The organism is Mesorhizobium sp. M0800 (genome assembly GCF_040320095.1).
Taxonomy (GTDB): Bacteria; Pseudomonadota; Alphaproteobacteria; order Rhizobiales; family Rhizobiaceae; genus Mesorhizobium.
On sequence record NZ_JAMYOZ010000001.1, the window covers coordinates 392,366 to 409,297 of the forward strand.

14 protein-coding genes are annotated in these 16,932 nt (G+C 62.3%); 4 read left to right on the plus strand and 10 right to left on the minus strand.

Features of this window, described 5'->3' with window-relative positions; all coding sequences use genetic code 11:
- Window positions 1-2: 2 nt before the first annotated feature.
- Window positions 3-323, minus strand: a complete 321-nt coding sequence (locus NKI18_RS01860) for an exopolysaccharide production repressor protein (protein ID WP_352454700.1) — start codon at window positions 321-323, stop codon at window positions 3-5.
- 558 nt (window positions 324-881) lie between these two features.
- Between NKI18_RS01860 and NKI18_RS01865 the strand changes: the two genes are divergently transcribed.
- Window positions 882-1,559 (plus strand): sugar transferase, encoded by a 678-nt coding sequence (locus NKI18_RS01865; protein ID WP_023676307.1) that lies wholly within the window; start codon window positions 882-884, stop codon window positions 1,557-1,559.
- 171 nt (window positions 1,560-1,730) lie between these two features.
- Window positions 1,731-2,978 carry a polysaccharide biosynthesis/export family protein gene (locus tag NKI18_RS01870; RefSeq protein ID WP_502900646.1) on the plus strand — a complete coding sequence of 416 codons (1,248 nt, stop codon included), beginning with the start codon at window positions 1,731-1,733 and terminating at the stop codon, window positions 2,976-2,978.
- 125 nt (window positions 2,979-3,103) lie between these two features.
- Here the strand turns inward: NKI18_RS01870 and NKI18_RS01875 are convergent, their stop codons facing one another.
- Complete coding sequence (locus NKI18_RS01875; RefSeq protein ID WP_352614425.1) at window positions 3,104-4,375, minus strand: O-antigen ligase family protein; 1,272 nt, start codon at window positions 4,373-4,375, stop codon at window positions 3,104-3,106.
- A gap of 328 nt (window positions 4,376-4,703) precedes the next feature.
- On the opposite strand from NKI18_RS01875, the gene NKI18_RS01880 reads away from it, so the two are divergent.
- Window positions 4,704-5,456 (plus strand): SDR family NAD(P)-dependent oxidoreductase, encoded by a 753-nt coding sequence (locus NKI18_RS01880; protein WP_352614424.1) that lies wholly within the window; start codon window positions 4,704-4,706, stop codon window positions 5,454-5,456.
- A 41-nt stretch (window positions 5,457-5,497) separates the two neighbouring features.
- Here NKI18_RS01880 and NKI18_RS01885 read toward each other — a convergent pair whose 3' ends face one another.
- Window positions 5,498-6,079, minus strand: a complete 582-nt coding sequence (locus NKI18_RS01885; RefSeq protein WP_352614423.1) for a DUF1349 domain-containing protein — start codon at window positions 6,077-6,079, stop codon at window positions 5,498-5,500.
- 37 nt (window positions 6,080-6,116) lie between these two features.
- Entirely contained in the window at window positions 6,117-7,553 is a 1,437-nt protein-coding gene (locus NKI18_RS01890; RefSeq protein WP_352614756.1) for an aldehyde dehydrogenase family protein, read from the minus strand.
- Window positions 7,554-7,730: 177 nt separating this feature from the next.
- Between NKI18_RS01890 and NKI18_RS01895 the strand changes: the two genes are divergently transcribed.
- On the plus strand, window positions 7,731-8,762 hold the full coding sequence (locus NKI18_RS01895) for a hydroxyacid dehydrogenase (protein ID WP_352614422.1): 1,032 nt from the start codon (window positions 7,731-7,733) through the stop codon (window positions 8,760-8,762).
- 25 nt (window positions 8,763-8,787) lie between these two features.
- On the opposite strand, the gene NKI18_RS01900 is transcribed toward NKI18_RS01895, so the two are convergent.
- The 6 genes from NKI18_RS01900 to NKI18_RS01925 form a co-directional block, all read right to left on the minus strand.
- Window positions 8,788-9,273 carry a hypothetical protein gene (locus NKI18_RS01900; RefSeq protein ID WP_352614421.1) on the minus strand — a complete coding sequence of 162 codons (486 nt, stop codon included), beginning with the start codon at window positions 9,271-9,273 and terminating at the stop codon, window positions 8,788-8,790.
- Window positions 9,274-9,376: 103 nt separating this feature from the next.
- On the minus strand, window positions 9,377-12,334 hold the full coding sequence (locus NKI18_RS01905; RefSeq protein WP_352614420.1) for a nitrate reductase: 2,958 nt from the start codon (window positions 12,332-12,334) through the stop codon (window positions 9,377-9,379).
- Window positions 12,335-12,337: 3 nt separating this feature from the next.
- Window positions 12,338-12,667, minus strand: a complete 330-nt coding sequence (gene nirD / locus NKI18_RS01910; protein WP_352614419.1) for a nitrite reductase small subunit NirD — start codon at window positions 12,665-12,667, stop codon at window positions 12,338-12,340.
- A gap of 65 nt (window positions 12,668-12,732) precedes the next feature.
- Window positions 12,733-15,183, minus strand: a complete 2,451-nt coding sequence (nirB, locus tag NKI18_RS01915) for a nitrite reductase large subunit NirB (RefSeq protein WP_352614418.1) — start codon at window positions 15,181-15,183, stop codon at window positions 12,733-12,735.
- Between the two features lie 19 nt (window positions 15,184-15,202).
- Window positions 15,203-16,504: an MFS transporter gene (locus NKI18_RS01920; RefSeq protein WP_352614416.1), complete on the minus strand. Its 1,302-nt coding sequence runs from the start codon at window positions 16,502-16,504 to the stop codon at window positions 15,203-15,205.
- 58 nt (window positions 16,505-16,562) lie between these two features.
- Window positions 16,563-16,901 (minus strand): hypothetical protein, encoded by a 339-nt coding sequence (locus NKI18_RS01925; RefSeq protein WP_353018704.1) that lies wholly within the window; start codon window positions 16,899-16,901, stop codon window positions 16,563-16,565.
- Window positions 16,902-16,932 lie beyond the last annotated feature (31 nt).

The window sequence follows — 16,932 nt, forward strand, 5'->3', positions numbered from 1 at the left end:
AATCAGTGAAGGCCTCTCCTGGCGCTGAGTTTCTCGCCTTCGGCCGCCTCGTTCGAACTCAGCTTTCGTTCAGCGTCACGGATTTTGTCGGCCGGGGTCGGGGCATTTCTGGCAACCATGGCAAAGACCAGCAGAAAATAACCCAGTTGGATGACTATAGCGCAGCCGATGACACGAAACAGCGTCGTACCGAGCGAGGCGCCGCCCAAATAGGACCAGACGATCACGATCGCCAGCGCAAAACACATTCCGATAATGAACTTTGGCAGTGACATACCCGATAGCCCATCAACCGGCTCGGGAAAAAATGTCGACAAGCCCACCCCGAGCACCTCCCTTAAACTCTGCGAGCTTATTTAGGTTGCCCGCTTCTGGCCGGTTGCTTCCGGCCTAGCCCAATCTGTCCATAGTCCGACAGAAACAATTTGCAACTCTATTGAGCCGCGCAATAGGCGGCAAGGGCAGCTGCGGAATAAATTTTAAACGAATCCTCGGGATCGACTCTGCCATGGTGCAACGCACACGTCGGCATCACCACTGATTGCCGGATATCGACTCGCTCCAGTAAGGTTTATAATATTGATTAGTATTTTATCATAACATCAGTCATTATCTTGAAATTCTAAATGACGGTAAAGCTCCACAGGAGGGTATAAATAGCGATTCGCCTAAAATCAGCCCAAAAATTGGACTAGCTTTTCCAAAATTGCCCATAATCTGTCTCTTTTGCGACATAAATGGGAAATTTTGTGCAGGACGAGTTTATTATTTAGTCAGTTCATGACGCGACTATTACAGCCGTCTGGGAAATTGTGTGTTGCGCTGCAACATTTTTTTGGTATCGTGCGGTAAACCATCCGTTCAACGTATGGAGTTTACGCATGAGGGACGTAGCCAAGCCGGCCGATGCGGATTTTTCGCAGGCCGGCGTCGATTTTCCGCCACCGATTGGCGGCCTGCTCAAACGCAGCTTCGATATTGTCGGTTCGCTGATCGGCCTGGTCGCTCTCAGCCCGCTGTTCGTAATGATAGCGCTGCTTGTCAGGTTTTCCGATGGCGGGCCGATTTTCTATGGTCACAGCCGAATCGGCCGCGGAGGACGGATTTTTCCGTGCCTCAAGTTCCGCACCATGGTTCCAGACGGCGAGCGGGTGCTTGCTGCCTATCTCGCCGCGAATCCGGAGGCCAACGCCGAATGGATAGCGACCCGCAAGTTGAAGAACGACCCGCGGATCACGCGCGTCGGAGCGGTGCTGAGGAAGCTCAGCCTCGATGAGTTGCCGCAGATCATCAACATCCTGCAGGGGGATATGAGCCTGGTCGGGCCTCGTCCCGTGGTGCGCGATGAGCTGGAGATATATGGCAATTCGGCCGTCTATTACCTGAAATCGCGCCCCGGCCTCACCGGGCTCTGGCAGGTCAGCGGACGCAACGATGTTTCGTATGACAGCCGCGTCGCATTCGACAGGCACTATGTCGAGAACTGGTCGATGTTCGAAGACATTCGCATCATCATCAAGACCGTACCTGCGGTCTGGATGTCGCGAGGCTGCTACTGACGGCCGCTTGCTGGCCGTGCATCGAGGAGCGACTGTCCAGAATTCGGGCCCGGAACTCAGGCCCCTAACTCAGGCATCGGCAGCTCATCGGGCGGGGCAAACCAGATCGGAAACGCTCAGTTGAAAGCAGATATAATCGATATCTTTTGCACCGGCATTCTCTCCAGACGCATGCGGCGAGTACGGCTTTTGACGACTTGCCTTACAATGGCGACCGGCCTGACCCTGTCGCTAGCCTTGCCACAGTTTGCCTTCGCCGACGACTATCGGCTTGGAGCACAGGACAAGCTGACCATCCGCGTGGCGGAATGGCAGACCGTCGAAGGCACGTTCCGTGACTGGTCGGCCATCAATGGAGAATACACGGTCGGCCCCGCTGGAACCTTGTCGGTTCCTTTCGTCGGCGAGATGCCCGCATCCGGCAAGACGACTTCGGAGATCGCGGCATCGCTCGGTGAGGCGCTGCAGCGCAAGCTCGCTCTGGCCGACAAGCCGGAGGCTTCCGTCGAAATGGCGCAGTACCGGCCATTCTACATCTCTGGCGAGGTGCAATCGCCCGGCCAGTATCCTTGTGTGCCTGGGTTGTCCGTGCTGAAAGCGATGAGCATTGCCGGCGGAGCCCGGCGGAACCCGGAGAGCGGACAGCGCTACGACCGCGACCTGATCAATGCCAAAGGCAATTTCGACGTACTACAAGACCAATTGGTCAGGCTGACCGTCAAGCGCGCCCGCATCGAAGCGGAACTAGCGGACAAGCCGACATTCGCGGTGCCGAAAGAGGTGGCCGACGATCCGAAGCTGCCCAGCATCGTTGCCGATGAGACGGCAATCCTGGCGGCCGACCAGAAGAAACTCAAGCTGCGCTTGCAAGCACTCGACGATTTGAAGGCACTGCTGCAAAGCGAGATCGATTCGCTGGAGAAAAAGATCGTCAACCAGCAGAAGCAGGTCGATCTGGCGAAAGAGCAGCTCAACGGCATCGGCTCGCTGGCGCAAAAGGGCCTGGTCGTCAACACGCGGGTTTTGAACTCGCAGCAAACGATCGCCGACCTTGAAGGCCAGATCCTGGATTACGAAACGGCGATTCTCACGGCCAAGCAGTCGATCAGCAAGGCCACCCAGGACGCCATCGATCTCGAGAACACCCAGAACTCCAGCCTCGCGACCGACCGGCAACAGACGGAAGCCGATCTCAACGAGGCGACGCTGAAGCTGAATATGGAAAAGGCCTTGATGTCCGAAGCCTTGTCGGGCAGCCCCATGCCGCAATTCTACGGCAACAACCAACCAGCGGCCTTGTCATTTTCCCTGGTGCGGGTGGTCGACGGCAAGACCAGCGAAATCACCGCCGATGAAGACACGCCGGTGCTGCCAGGGGACGTGATCAAGGTCAAACCGGCGCCCCTGGCCATCCAGTAGCTTCTTTCCACCGGAGCAAAGCACCAACCCCGCAGGCAGCGGTCTGCGGGGTTTTTGCGTTTGGGATCTTATGGGTCAGAAAACAAGGCGGCCTTCGGGCAACGAACCGCCTGGATCCGCCCGCTCTAGCCTCGCACGGCGTCCGGTTCCTCGAGATGGTTCACGGCGCTCCACCGGGAAGGAGCGACGGCCGGCACCCTCACCAGCTTGAAGTAGCTGTAGTACAGCAGGAACGATCCCATGATGTAGGGATTGAGGGTCTCGACCTCGACGAAGGACCGGATGAACAGAAGCACCATCACGCCGGCGAGAATCACCGACTCGGCTTGCCATGTCCTGAATATCAGCGCCGAGACGTGACCCCAGAGCGTGCGCAGGATGATCAGCGAAAGCAGTGTCGCGCCGACGAAGCCGAGTTCCACCAAGGTCTCGATGTAGGTGTTGTGGAAGTGGAAGCCGCTTCGCGCGGCGATATAGAATTCGTTCCACAGCCGCTCGGCCTCGGAGAAGCCCTGCACCCAATAAGCCGCGTAGCCGACGCCGAGGATGGGCGATTGCTGCGCGGCATTCCAACCCTGTTGCCAGAGGTAGGTTCGTCCGGTGAGCGTCGAATCCTTGCCGAAAAGGCCAAGGACAAAGTCCATCAGCCCGAGATTCAGCGCAATCACGGTGCAGGCGACCAGCCCGCCCGCACCGATTATGAAAATCACCCGGCGATGGCGGAGCGAAAGCAGCTTGCCCATGGAAAGCAGCGCGACCAGAGCGAGAACCGCCGGGGTCGACGCCATCGAAGTGGCCGAATGCGACACGACCAGCAGATAGCCCGACAGAAGGACGATCGGTACAATCAACAAAAAGCTTATGCGTCCGCGCCTGAGAAAGGCGAGGTAGACAACGCAGAAATAGATGCCAAGCGATGCGACAAAGCCGATCTGGTTCTTGGAGCTGAACGCGCCGACGAAATTATACGTCCCATCGAGAACGTCGTAGGAATAGCTCGCGACCTTGAGCGAGTAGAGCAGGACGACGAAAATCCCGATCAGGGCGCCTATGGTCAAGGTCCGGACGCTGACGGTGCGCGCAGCAATGTAGGCGCAGGCGATATGGGAGCAATATTGGACGGCCGTTCTTGCCGTGGTGCCGGGAGCCGCCGACCAGAACACCGAGAAGCAGACATAGGTTGCAAAGGCCAGCGGAAGCCAGGCGCTGGAAGCGTGCCTTAATATCTTGCGGTAGTCGACCAGGATGAGCGGCAGCCAGACTGCATAGTAGGCCAGGATCATGGCCTGGCCGAAAATGGTCGAGTAGGAGAACGCCCAGATCGAGACGGCAACGGCAAAGCTGCCATAGACCGTGTTCTTGTCCGGATCGATCAACAGAGATTTTGGAATCTTCATCTCGATAGCGGTTTTCCATCCTTGCAGCTCAATGCCGATTTCATGGGCCGCTCGTGGGCCGATTCGTCGGATCGATGGGAGCCTCGCCTGCAGGCGCTCGCATTGTGCAGTGCAATATAACCCATCCGGCGCCGCCTGTCACCCGGATGCCAACCGGGCGCGTCGTTCCAGCCGTTCTCTCCATACCGGGCGAGACGATTTGGCCAGAAGGCAGTGCCGTACTATTGACCGGTGCTGGCCCATCATAAGCTGTTCTGAGGTTGCAAGTCCGCGCTTGAACTTGTCCGCCGTTGACTTCACATTCGCCGCCCATTGGGAGGAAGACCACATGCCGATGAGTTTCGCGGGACGATTTGCCGGACGATCTGCTGTTATCACCGGCGGCGCCTCAGGCATCGGCCTGGCCGTCGCGCAAAGGATCACTGACGAAGGCGGGCGTGTTTCGGTCTGGGATCGCGATGCCGCCCAGATCGAGCACGCCAAGGCCATTGTTCCAGGCCTGCACGGCGTGACCATCGACGTCGCCGATCCCATAGCGGTCGAAGCCGCCACCGGAGAGACGATCGAGGCGCTTGGCGCGGTCGATATCCTTGTCACCAGCGCTGCCATCACCGGACCGAACATGACGACCTGGGAGTATTCCGTCGAGGATTGGCGCCGGGTCATCGACATCAACATCAACGGCGTCTTCTTCTGCAACAAGGCGCTGGTCCCGCATATGCTCGAACGCAATTACGGCAGGATCATCAACATCGCCTCGATTGCCGGCAAGGAAGGTAACCCGAACGCCTCGGCCTACAGCACCTCCAAGGCGGCGGTGATCGGCATGACCAAATCGCTCGGCAAGGAACTGGCCAAGACCAAAGTAACGGTGAACTGCGTCACGCCGGCGGCCGTGCGCACCGCGATCTTCCAGCAGATGAGCCAGCAACACATCGACTTCATGCTGTCCAAAATACCGATGGCGCGGTTCGGCGAGGTCGAGGAGGTGGCGGCGCTGATTTGCTGGATCGCGTCCGAGGAATGCTCGTTCACGACGGCGGCCGTCTTCGACGTCTCCGGCGGCCGGGCGACCTACTGAGGCGGGGCCGGACGCAAACCGCCCGACCGGATCGCGGCGCCTCAGTCGTGAAGCTCCCGCGAGATCGGCGGGCCGATCGAAAAGTCGCTGAATGTCACTTCGAAGCCCTCGCGCTGCGGCGAACAGCACATCATGCCGACATCGACCGTTTTCGACGGCGGGAAATAGGCAAGCCGCACCGGTTTCCAGTGCTTGTCAGATGCGTCGCGATACTGGACGCGGATCGTCTCGGCATGGCGGGTCAGGCGGATCCTGACCCCGCCGGGGTCGGCGGGAATGCTGGCCAGCGACCAGTCGGAGGCATCGTTGGTGACGACGACGGAAAAATACATCAGCCCGTCGGTGTATTCGATGCCGGCCTTGATCCAGTGCGTCTCGCTCAGGCGGACCATAAGCCCGGCCTGATCGTAAAGCACCTCATAGTGCCCCTTGACCGTGACTTCGGCGCTGAAATCGCCCTCGACCTCACGATAGAGGAAATGGCCATTGTCGCGCCAGAAGCCGTAGAACGTCTCGCGCCAGAAGTCGGTCTCCTCGCCGGTCCGTACATGCACCGTATTGTTGCCGAAGGCGTGGTGCGGCGGCGGATTGAGCCAGGTCAGGTCCGTATTCTCAGATGCCATCGACTTGCTCGCTGCCTGGCTGGTCTGCCGCCTTTTCTTAGCCGGCAAACGTGTAAGCGGTCTTCACCGTGGTGTAGAACTCTGCGGCATAGCGGCCCTGCTCGCGCGGGCCGTAGCTCGATCCCTTGCGCCCGCCGAAAGGCACGTGGAAGTCGACGCCCGCCGTCGGCAGGTTGACCATGACCATGCCGGCTTCCGAATTGCGCTTGAAGTGCGTGGCATGCTTGAGGCTCGAGGTGCAGATGCCGGAGGTCAGGCCGAACGGCGTGTCGTTGGCCACCGCCAGCGCCTCGTCATAATCCTTGACGCGGATGACATTGGCGACCGGGCCGAAAATCTCCTCGCGCGAGATGCGCATGGCGTTGGTGGTTTCGGTGAACAGCGCCGGCTGCAAATAGAAGCCGCGGGTTTCGCGATCGAGCCGCTCGCCGCCGAAGGCGAGATCGGCACCTTCCTGACGTCCGATGACGATATAGTCCTCGTCCTGTTTGAGCTGGCTCTGGTCGACAACCGGTCCGATCTGGGTCTTGGCATCGAGAGCATCGCCGACGACCAGCTTGGCCATCCGGCCCTTGAGCGCCTCGACGAAGCGGTCGTGGATGCCGTCCGTCACCACCAGCCGGGACGACGCCGTGCAGCGCTGGCCGGTCGAGAAGTAGGCACCGTTGATGGCGCAGTCGACGGCGACGGCAAGGTCGGCATCGTCGAGCACGACAAGCGGGTTCTTGCCGCCCATTTCGAGCTGGAACTTGCGCATGTGCTCGACGCTGGCGGCGGCGACGCGCTTGCCGGTGCCGACCGAGCCGGTGAAGGTGATCGCGTTGAGGTCAGGACTGTCGAGCATGGCCTGGCCGACCACCGAACCTTTGCCCATCACCAGGTTGAGCACACCCTTGGGCAGCCCGGCGCGGTGCAGGATGTCGACAATGGTCCAGGCGCTCTCCGGAACGAGTTCCGCCGGCTTGAAGACGATGGTGTTGCCGTAGGCCAGCGCCGGAGCGATTTTCCAAGCCGGAATGGCGATCGGGAAATTCCACGGCGTGATGATGCCGACGACGCCGACCGCTTCGCGGGTGATCTCGACGCCGACGCCGGGCCGCACGCTTGGTACCAGCTCGCCCGACAGGCGCAACGCCTCGCCGGCGAAAAAATCGAATATCTGGGCGGCCCGCACAGTCTCGCCGATGCCCTCGACCAGCGTCTTGCCTTCTTCGCGCGCCAACGCCCGGCCTATTTCATCTTTCCGCGCGGTGATCTCGTCCGACGTCTTCCTCAGCACCGCATGGCGTGCCAGCAGGCCCGATCGAGACCATGCCGGAAATGCCGCTTTCGCCGCCGCGATGGCCTGCCGAGCATGCTCCGCGCCCCCCGATGCATATTCGCCGACCACGTCGTCGAGATTGGACGGGTTGATGTTGCGGGAGCCGGCATCGCCTACCCACTCGCCATCGATGAGGTTCTTTCGAAACGGGATCATGTTGCTGTCTTCCTTGTCGTCCTTCGATCGCCGTCTATCTGGACCACCGACCGCCGCACCGCAAGGCCGAAGAAGGCAAACTTCTCCTTCTCGAAAGGCATGTGATAGGTGTCGGGGGCGGGAAAAGACGATTCTGGTGTGATGCGACGCGGATCGCACGGGAGGTAAAGTATCATGTCCGACAGCGCCTTGCCGCTGGTGATCAGCGCACCCGAACCGCGCACGCTCGACCTGATCTTCACGCCGGCTGCGCTGGCGAAATTTCGATCGAAATACCGCATCGTCGAAACATCGCCCGAAGATGTCGCAGCCTTGCCGGCTGATGTGCTTGCCGAAACCCGCTACATCGTCGGCCAGCCGCCGATCACGCCGGAGACGCTGGAGAAAATGAAGGCGCTGCGCTGCGTCTTCAATGTCGAGAGCAACCTTATCGACAACATGCCGTACGAGGCGCTGTTTTCGCGCGGCATCCATGTCGTCACCACCGGGCTGGTGTTTGCAGAGCCGGTGGCCGAGCTCGGCCTTGCCATGGCGCTCAACCTCGCCCGCGGCATCGTCGACGCCGATCTCGCATTTCGTCAGGGCAAGGAGCTGTGGGGCGGCGACGGCAACCGGACGGCGCGGCTTCTTTCCGGCGCGGATGTCGGCATTATCGGCTTCGGCGATCTTGGCCGTGCGCTCAACCGGCTGCTGTCAGGCTTTCGCACGCGGACAAAAGTCTTCGACCCGTGGCTGCCGCCGTCGATCCTGATCGAAAACGGCGTCGAGCCGGCCTCTCTCGACGACGTTCTGTCGAACAGCGATTTCATCTTCGTCGTCGCTTCGGTGACCAACGAAAACCAGGGTTTCCTTGGTGCCGAGGCGTTTGCCAGGATGCGCAAGGGAGCCGCTTTCATCCTGCTCAGCCGAGCCGGCGTGGTCGATTTCCCGGCACTGATGGACGCCGTCCGCAGCGTCCATATCGTCGCCGCCAGCGATGTTTTTCCTGAGGAGCCTCTGGCCCAGGATCACCCGGTCCGTACATTGCCGGGGTTCCTGCGCTCCGCCCATAGGGCCGGCGCGCTTGACATCGCCTTCAAGCGGATGGGCGACATGGTGCTGGAAGACATGGACCTGATCGACCGCGGCCTGCCGCCGATGCGTTCGAAGCGGGCCGAGCGTGAGACCGTTTCGCGAATGCGTTCGAAGCCGGTCGACAAGAATTAAGCCGCCTGCCGACGGTCGCACATGCTCAGACGGTGAAGGACCAAAACAGGCAGGCCAGTGTCGCTGCGGCGAAGACGACGAAGAACAGGCTTCTCAACAAGATGTTGCGGCGCAGCTCGTTGATGAACACATGGCATCCGACGACGGCTGCGACAAACAGGAAGCGCCAGTTCAGCAGTGCGGAGAGCACATCGCGCTGACCGAAAGCAAATCTCGCGGCGAGACATCCAACGATGAGCGCAAACAATACGATGACCGTCCAGAAGATCGCATCGGCGGCATGTGTCAGGACGATGCCAGCGAGCCTGATCGGCAGAATCATCATCAGCAGTGCGCTGAAAAAATAGATCGCCGCGAGCGGAATGAACGTCCCCGCATCGGCGACGTCGCTCAAGCGCTTGGCGCCGATCGCGCCATAGGGATAGCCATGCCTGGCCACCATCAGGCTGAGCGCCATCAGCAAGGCCGTCAGCACGGCGGCAAGCGCGAATGAGGTCAGGGCTTTGTTCATGGGGTTCCCGTTCCGAGCGAATCGAAGTCAGAACGTTGGTAGCCCATGGTTTGTGAATTGCTAGTAAGCATCATGTAGCGGCACGGCAGAGTTTCTCGGCGCATCACTCCGCAGCTTGCAGACGCCGCCCGTCGATAATGGTCTTGATCTCGGCGCGGCAAGAGCCGCAATTGGTGCCGGCGTGAAGGACGGCGCCGATTGCCGCGACGCTGGTACAGCCGCCGCGTACCGCTTCCGCGATCTGGTTGGCACCGACCCCGAAACAGGCGCAGACGATGGCACCGCGGTCGACGCTGTTGCCGCCCGGCCGCCCGGCGACAATCGCCAACCGCGCCTGCCGATCGGCATGGTCAGCACCAAGTTGTTCGACCGCCCAGCCGCGCGACACCGCTACCGGGGTAGGCGCCAGATAGAGCGCGCCGACCAGCCGACTGCCCGCGAAACGGGCGAAGCGATGGTGCCCGCCGGCGATGTCGTGATAGGCGAGCGTCTCGCCTTCGAGGCCGAACAGCGAGGCGGCAAACCCGATCCAGTCACGGCTGTCCTGCAGCGCAATTTCAAGCCGCCAGCCGGCGGGGCAGCGGGCGAGGCTCCAGTAATCGGCGTCGATCGATGCGGGCCGTTCTGCAAGCACGGCGAAGCCGAAGGCAGTGGCGGCGGCGAACCGCTGGATTCGGGCGGCAACGTTCTTCGAGGCCGGCTGACCTGAAATCGCATCGGTCGTCGGCGGGACAAGTGCATCGACACGCGCGCGGGCGGAGATCTGATCGGTCCAGTGCATCGGAACGAATACAGAGCCTTGGCGTTGGCGCACCGTCACCAGCGCGCGAACCAGCACCTCGCCATGGCCAGTCGAGACGCGCACGATGTCGGCATCGCCGATACCATAGTGCTGCGCATCCGCCGGGTGGATTTCGACGAACGGTTCGGCCATGTGCTGCGACAGGCGCGGGCTCTTGCCGGTCCGCGTCATGGTGTGCCAATGGTCGCGGACGCGCCCGGTGTTGAGGACGAGCGGGTAGTCCGGGTTGGTGCGGGTTTGTTCGGCTGGGCGGATGGCAATGAAGCGCGCCTTGCCGTCGGGCGTGTAGAAGCCGCCATTGGCGAAGAAGCGGATGCTGGCTGAGCTATGTCCAGCCTGAACACCCCCCTCTGGCCTGCCGGCCATCTCCCCCTCAAGGGGGGAGATTGGCGGCTTTGCCGGCTGCGCCCACTCATCAACCTGGGAGACTGGCGACAGCCGAGCAGCAGGCTGATCTCCCCCCTTGAGGGGGAGATGGCCGGCAGGCCAGAGGGGGTCATCTGCGACGGCCTCCACCTCGGTGGGGCGACCCGGAGAGGTCGAGACTTCACCACCGACCCCACCCCGTCCCGCTTGTTTCGCTTTGCTCAACGCGCGTGCCGACCCTCCCCTCAAGGGGGAGGGTGAGGCCGGCGCTGGCCATTGGAACGGCAGAAGATCCTCATAGGCCTCTGCACCGATATCGCCATACGCGCCTATATCAAAATCGCGAACGCCATCATTCTCGAAGCCCGACAGCGCCGCATGCTCGGCGAAGATGTCGGCCGGCGACACATGCGAAAACGCCTCGCCGAAGCCCATCAGCTTGGCAACTTCAGCGATGATCCACCAATCTGGCCTTGCCTCGCCGGGCCTGGCCAAAAAAGCCCGCTGGCGCGAGATGCGGCGCTCCGAATTGGTGACGGTGCCATCCTTTTCGCCCCATGCGGTGGCTGGCAGCCGGACATGGGCGTGGCGGACTGTGTCGGTCTTGGCCAGCACGTCCGAGACCACGACAAACGGGCAGGCCTTGATCGCCGCCTCGACGGCATCGGCGTCCGGCATCGAATCGACGGGGTTGGTAGCCATGATCCACAGCGCCTTGATGCGTCCGTCGGCCACCGCTTGGAACATCTCGACCGCTTTCAGGCCGGGTTTTTCGGCGGCGGTTGGGGCATTCCAGAAGCGCTGCACGCGTTCGCGGTGCTCGGGGTTTTCGATCTCCATGTGGGCGGCCAGCATGTTGGCCATGCCGCCGACCTCACGGCCGCCCATGGCGTTGGGCTGGCCGGTCACCGAGAACGGCCCGGCGCCGGGCTGGCCTATCCGGCCGGTGGCCAGATGGCAGTTGATGATGGCGTTGACCTTGTCGGTGCCCGAAGACGACTGGTTCACGCCTTGGCTGTAGACGGTCACCGTCTTCGCCGTCGCGGCAAACAGGCTGTAGAAGCGGGCCAGTTCGTCCTCACTGAGACCCGTGGCAGCCGCGATGCCGGCAAGATCGAGCGCCGAGGCGGCGAAAAGCGCTTGCCCGAAGCCGGTCGTGTGCGCCGTGATATAGGTGCGGTCCAGCGCGTTGTGCTGGCCGAGATAGGCGAGCAGCCCGGTGAACAAAGCGACGTCGCCGTCGGGCGCGATCGCCAGATGCATGTCGGCGATGTCTGAGGTCATGGTGCGGCGAGGGTCGATCAGCACCACCTTCATCTCGGGCCGCTTTTCCCGGGCGGCGGCAATGCGCTGGTAGAGTACCGGATGGCACCAGGCGAGATTGGAGCCGACCAGCACGATCAGGTCGGCAAGTTCCAGATCCTCGTAATTTCCCGGAACGGTGTCCGAGCCAAAGGCGCGGCGGTGGCCGGCGACCGACGAGGCCATGCACAGGCGCGAATTGGTGTCGATATTGGCCGAGCCGATAAAGCCTTTCATCAGCTTGTTGGCGACGTAATAGTCCTCGGTCAGCAACTGGCCGGAAACATAAAAGGCGACCGAACCGGGGCCGTGTTCGGCAATGGTTTGCGAGAAGGTCGAAGCGACAAGGTCGAGCGCTTCGTCCCAGTCGGTGCGGCGACCGTGGATCTCCGGGTATAGCAACCTGCCGTCGAGGTCGATGGTCTCAGCCAGAGCCGAGCCTTTGGAGCAGAGCCGGCCGAAATTCGCCGGGTGGTCCGGGTCGCCACGAACGGTTATTTCACCGTCCGCGGCGACCTTCGCCAGCACGCCGCAACCCACCCCGCAATAGGGGCAGGTGGTCCTCACCTCGCGCGCTTCATCAATCTGCATGGTTCACGCCGCGCGGCTGGCCAGCGCTTCCAGCGCAATGAACAGCCGCTCGCCGTCGATCCGCACCGCAATGGTGCGCACCGCGCCCTCGTCCGCGCCGAGCGCCCTGCCTGTCTCCAGCGAGATCACCCAATTGTGCAAGGGACAGGTCACCGCCGTGCCATGGACGATGCCCTGGCTGAGCGGCCCACCTTTGTGCGGACAATGGTCGTCGATGGCGAAGACTCGATCGTCGGCCGTGCGGAAGACGGCGATCTTGCCTTCGGGCGTGGCGACGCAGCGCGCGCCGCGACGCGGAATGTCCGAGAGCGTGCCTATCGATACCCAGTTCATGTGGCTATTCCTCTTTTGCGCGTGTTCTTGTCCGAAAACGCATTCCACTTTTCGGGAACACGCGCCTACTCCGCCGCCTGGGCAAAGCCGACCGAAGCCATCGGCCGGAATTCATGCTTGTCCTTGCCGGAAGCACGTTCCGACCATGGGTCGACCTGGGCGAATCTCTGCGAAAAGACGAAGCGGTCGAAATAGGCTTTGCGCTTCTCGCCATCGTCCATGATCTGACGCTTGATCTCAGCTATGCCGACGCGCTTGGCCCATTTGTAGATACGCTCGAGATAGCGGCCCTGCTCGCGATACATCTGCGTCAACGCAACGATATGCTCCAGCGCCTCGTCCTCGGTCTTGACCATGCCGAGCACCTCGGTGCCCTTGATGTCGAGGCCGGCAGCACCGGCGAAATGGATCTCGTAGCCCGAGTCGACGCAGATGACGCCGACATCCTTGCAGGTCGCCTCGGCACAGTTTCGCGGACAGCCCGACACCGCCATCTTGACCTTGGCCGGGGTCCACGAGCCCCACATGAATTTTTCGATACGGATGCCCAAGCCGGTCGAATCCTGCGTGCCGAAGCGGCACCAGTCCGAGCCGACACAGGTCTTCACCGTGCGCAGTCCTTTGGCATAGGCGTGGCCGGAGACGAAGCCAGCCTGGCCGAGATCGGCCCATACCGCCGGCAGGTCTTCCTTGCGGATGCCGAGCATGTCGATGCGCTGGCCGCCGGTGACCTTGACCATCGGGATCTCGAACTTGTCGACGACGTCGGCGATGGCGCGCAATTCGGCGGCATTGGTGACGCCGCCCCACATGCGCGGCACTACCGAGTAGGTGCCGTCCTTCTGGATGTTGGCGTGGACGCGCTCGTTGATGAAGCGCGACTGGTAATCGTCGGCGTATTCGTCGGGCCAGTCGCAGACGAGATAATAGTTGAGCGCCGGCCGGCATTTGGCGCAGCCGCAGGAGGTTTTCCACTCCAGCTCCTGCATGACGGCGGGAATGGTCTTCAGGCCCTTGGCCTTGATCAGCCGGCGGACCTCGTCATGGCCAAGCGCGGTGCAGCTGCACATCGGCTGGACCGCCGCGGGGTTGTATTTGTCGCCGATGGTCAGCACCATCAGCTTTTCGACCAGCCCGGTGCAGGAACCGCAGGACGCCGACGCCTTGGTGTGGGCGCGCACATCGTCGAGCGAGGTCAAGCCCCTGGCCGTGATCGCGCCGGTGATCTTTCCCTTGCATACGCCGTTGCAACCGCAGATTTCCGCATCATCCGGCAAGGCTGCAACGGCCGCCATAGGGTCCAGGGGGGCGCCTCCCTGGTAGGACTGGCCGAAGATGAGCGTATCGCGCATCTCGGATATGTCGGTCTGCTTCTTCTTGAGGTCGTTGAACCAGGCGCCGTCCGCCGTCTCGCCATAGAGCACGGTGCCGATAATGCGGTCGTCCTTGAGTACCAGGCGCTTGTAGACGCCGGCCGCGGCATCGCGCAGCACGATCTCCTGGCGGTCATCGCCCTCGGCGAAGTCGCCGAGAGAGAACAGCTCGATGCCGGTGACCTTGAGCTTGGTCGGCGTGTCCATGTGGACGAAAGCCGCCGCCTCATTGCCGGCCAGATGGCTAGCGGCGACGCGCGCCATCTCGTAGAGCGGCGCGACCAGCCCGTAGACCTGGCCGTTGACCTCGGCGCATTCGCCGATTGCGTAGATATCGGGATCGTTGCTGCGCATGCCGGCGTCGACGACGATGCCGCGATTGACCGCAATGCCGGCTTCCTTCGCCAGCGCCGCATTCGGCCTGATGCCCACCGCCATGACGACGAGCGTTGCGGGAATGACTGTGCCGTCGGCAAGCTCCACCCGCTCGACCTTGCCGTTGCCGGTGATCGCCTGGGTGTTGGCCTTGGTGATGACCTTGATGCCGCGCTGCTCGACGGCGCGCTGCAGGAGATATCCGGCGGCCGGATCGAGCTGACGCTCCATCAGCGTCGGCATGACGTGCAGCACGGTGACGTCCATCCCTTGCGCGTTCAGACCCGCAGCCGCTTCCAGGCCGAGCAGGCCGCCGCCGATGACCACCGCCTTGGCCCGCGACTGGGCGGCAAGCATCATCGCCCGGACGTCGTCGAGATCGCGATACGTGAGCACGCCGGGCAGATCATGGCCTGGCACCGGAATGATAAACGGCACCGAGCCGGTGGCGATGACGAGCTTGTCGTAGGGCTCGGTCACGCCATGATCGGAGGTGACGGTCTTTGCCTGCCGGTCGATGGCGACGATCTTGTGGCCCTTGTAGAGGGTGATGCCGTGCTTGATGTACCAGCCGTCGCCATGGATGATGATCTCCTCATAGGCCTTTTCGCCCGACAGAACCGGCGAGAGCATGATGCGGTCGTAGTTCACGCGCGGCTCGGCGTTGAAGATGGTGACCTGGTAGCGCCCAGGCGCCTTTTCCAGGAGGTGCTCCAGCATGCGCCCGGGGGCCATGCCGTTGCCAATGATAACGAGTTTCTCGGTCATGTCCTGATCCACTCCGGTCTCACTCAGCCGCGTAGGAAAGGCCTGAGGCTTCGTCAGACGCCGTGCGCTCCATCCGCCGGATGGAAAAATGCATCCAGGCAAAGCAGGTGGCGACGATGACGAAGAGCAGCATGAAGCAGCTCGACCAGACGCCGGTGAGGTCGTTGAGCGCTCCGAAGACGATTGGCAGGATAAAGCCGCCGAGCCCGCCAATCATGCCGACAACGCCGCCGACCGCGCCGACACTCTGCGGATAGTAAGTCGGGATGTGCTTGTAGACGGCAGCCTTGCCAAGGCTCATGAAGAAGCCGAGCACACAGGCAACGGCTATGAAGGCGAGCGGGCCGACCTCGAAATGGAAGGCGATCGGCCCGCTGACACCGCGCACGACGTAATCTGCCGAGGGGAGAGACAGAACGAGAGTCGCGGCGGCACTGACAGCGAAGGTCCAGTAGAGCACGGTGCGGGCGCCGATCCGGTCGGAAAGCACGCCGCCGTAGGCGCGGAAAATACTTGCTGGAATTGAATAGGCCGCCCCGATCATGCCGGCGGTCGCAAGCCCGAAGCCGTAGACGCCGATCAGGTAGCGGGGCAGCCACAGCGAGAGCGCCACGAATGCACCGAAGGCGAAGAAATAATAGAAGGCGAAGCGCCAGACCTGCAGGTTCTTGAGCGGGGCGAATTCCTGCAAGAAGCTTCTCGCGGGCGCTGCCTTGCCGGCGCGGCGCTCGCGGATGACCGGATCGTCGCCGGTCGTGAACCAGAAGACGGCGGCCATGACGACGAGTGCTGCCGCCCAGATCAGCGCGACCGACTGCCAGCCCCAGGAGAGAAGCACGAACGGTGCCAGGAACTTGGTGACCGCGGCGCCGACATTGCCGACACCGAAAATGCCAAGCGCCGTACCCTGCTTGCCGGCCGGGAAGAAGCGCGAGACATAGGCGACACCGACGGCGAAGGAACCGCCGGCGAGCCCAACGCCTAGTGCGGCGACCAGCATCTGCCCGTAGGTGTGCGCAAAAGCGAGCAGAAAGGTCGCGACCGCCGCCGCAAGCATGGTCGCGGTGTATACCAGCCGTCCGCCAAAACGGTCGGTCCAGACACCGAGCACCATACGGACGAGCGAGCCGGTGAGGATCGGCGTGCCGACGAGCAGGCCGAACTCCGTCTCGTTCAGCCCCAGCTCCTGCTTTATGCGCACGCCGATGATTGAAAAGATCGTCCACACCGCGAAGCAGACGGTGAAGGCGATGGTGGACATGGCAAGCGCCTGCCGGGGAGCGCTGTCCTGGCTGGGCGCGGCTGGGAGATTTGCGGTCATTTTCTGGCTCCGGTTTGCGGCGTGGGAGGCACCGCCCTTGTCTGTTCGTTCGCGACTGTCAGCGGCGCAGCATCGGCGAACTGGTTGAAACCGAGCTGTGCGCGGTCACTTCGAGACCCTTGCCGTCAGTCTTGGTGCCGGCGGGAAAGAGGAGGAGCGCGGCGGTGAACAGCGCCGCCGTCAGCGCGCTGACGGCCAGAAAATCGCGGCGCGTGAAGTCCGCGAGGGACGCGCCAGTTCCGATCCGTTTCGTCATCGTCGTCTCCGGTTGGGCGCCGCTTGGGACCAGCGCCGTCGATTGCGTCAAAACAAAAAAGCCGCCGGCCAGGTCTTCGCGTCCGGGATTCCGGGAGCGCGTGTGGACCTGAGCGGCAGCTTTGCCTGTGGCGCCCGCCATTGGACGCCGTGTCACTTGGCCCTTGCGGACC

Bases quoted from the DNA above. Each gene is read 5' to 3' on its own strand.
- NKI18_RS01865 (WP_023676307.1), top strand. From the start codon at position 882: ATGAGGGACGTAGCCAAGCCGGCCGATGCGGATTTTTCGCAGGCCGGC.
- NKI18_RS01870 (WP_502900646.1), top strand. From the start codon at position 1,731: ATGCGGCGAGTACGGCTTTTGACGACTTGCCTTACAATGGCGACCGGC.
- NKI18_RS01875 (WP_352614425.1), bottom strand. From the start codon at position 4,375: ATGAAGATTCCAAAATCTCTGTTGATCGATCCGGACAAGAACACGGTC.
- NKI18_RS01880 (WP_352614424.1), top strand. From the start codon at position 4,704: ATGCCGATGAGTTTCGCGGGACGATTTGCCGGACGATCTGCTGTTATC.
- NKI18_RS01885 (WP_352614423.1), bottom strand. From the start codon at position 6,079: ATGGCATCTGAGAATACGGACCTGACCTGGCTCAATCCGCCGCCGCAC.
- NKI18_RS01895 (WP_352614422.1), top strand. From the start codon at position 7,731: ATGTCCGACAGCGCCTTGCCGCTGGTGATCAGCGCACCCGAACCGCGC.
- NKI18_RS01900 (WP_352614421.1), bottom strand. From the start codon at position 9,273: ATGAACAAAGCCCTGACCTCATTCGCGCTTGCCGCCGTGCTGACGGCC.
- NKI18_RS01905 (WP_352614420.1), bottom strand. From the start codon at position 12,334: ATGCAGATTGATGAAGCGCGCGAGGTGAGGACCACCTGCCCCTATTGC.
- nirD (WP_352614419.1), bottom strand. From the start codon at position 12,667: ATGAACTGGGTATCGATAGGCACGCTCTCGGACATTCCGCGTCGCGGC.
- nirB (WP_352614418.1), bottom strand. From the start codon at position 15,183: ATGACCGAGAAACTCGTTATCATTGGCAACGGCATGGCCCCCGGGCGC.
- NKI18_RS01920 (WP_352614416.1), bottom strand. From the start codon at position 16,504: ATGACCGCAAATCTCCCAGCCGCGCCCAGCCAGGACAGCGCTCCCCGG.
- NKI18_RS01925 (WP_353018704.1), bottom strand. From the start codon at position 16,901: ATGGCGGGCGCCACAGGCAAAGCTGCCGCTCAGGTCCACACGCGCTCC.